This is a genomic window from Rhodococcus sp. T2V, assembly GCF_029269925.1.
GTDB lineage: Bacteria > Actinomycetota > Actinomycetes > Mycobacteriales > Mycobacteriaceae > Rhodococcus_F > Rhodococcus_F koreensis.
Genome location: NZ_JARJBD010000310.1, coordinates 1 through 1,067, shown reverse-complemented (window position 1 = coordinate 1,067; position 1,067 = coordinate 1). Strand labels below are relative to the sequence as shown.

The following is a 1,067-nucleotide window of genomic DNA, read 5'->3' as shown; positions in this document are numbered from 1 at the left end:
GACCTGGCCACCGCCCGCTACGCGATCAGCGAGGGGCTGCTCGACATGGTCGGCATGACCCGCGCCCACATGGCCGACCCGTACCTGATGCAGCGGGTCCACGACGGAGAAGAGGACCGCATCCGCCCGTGTGTCGGCGCCGGATACTGCATCGACCGCCTCTACCAGGGCGGCGAGGCACTCTGCCTGCACAACCCGGCCACCGGCCGCGAAGCCCAACTGCCGCACATCGTTCCGCCGGCCGCGGAGAAGAAGAAGGCCGTCGTCGTCGGCGCCGGCCCGGCCGGTCTCGAAGCCGCCCGCGTACTCGGCGAACGTGGCCACACCGTCACCGTCCTCGAGGCCGCCAGCACACCCGGCGGGCAGATCGCGATCGCCGCCGCCCCCGAACGGCGCCGCGACCTGATCGGCATCGTCGACTGGCGGGTGCAGGAATGCGCGCGGCTCGGAGTCACGATCCGCTACAACACCTACGCCGACGCCGCCGACATCCTCGCCGAGAACCCGGACGTGGTCATCGTCGCCACCGGTGGCATCCCGAACACCGAGATCGTCGACGGGCCCGCGAACCTGATCACCGACACCTGGCAGATCCTCACCCGAGAGGTCAAACCCGGCAAGTCGGTGCTGGTCTTCGACGACAACGGTGACCACCCCGGGATGAGCGCGGCCGAAGTCATCGCCGACGCCGGCGCCGAGGTGGAGGTCGTCACCCCCGAACGCATCATCGCTCCGCTCGTCGGGGGGTCGAACTACCCGGCCTATCTGAAGAATTTCGCCGAGCACTCGGTGCGCACCACCCTGGGTACCCGGGTCACCAAGGTCGCCCGCGACGCCGACCGCCGCCTCACGGTCACCCTCGAGGACGAATACGCCCACACCACCGTGACCCGCACCGTCGACCAGCTCGTCGTCGAACACGGCACGGTCCCGGTCGACGACGTGTACTTCGAACTCAAGGACCGCTCCCGCAACCACGGGGCCGTCGATCAGGACGCGCTGCTGCGGCTGCAACCGCAGACCCTCGTGGCCAACGCGGACAGCACCTTTCAGCTCTTCCGCGTCGG

General features: G+C 69.5%; 1 protein-coding gene. It reads left to right on the top strand.

The window, feature by feature from the left end:
- Positions 1–1,067 (top strand): FAD-dependent oxidoreductase (locus tag P3H15_RS54080; RefSeq protein ID WP_276144836.1); only part of this gene is annotated, 1,067 nt, incomplete at both ends.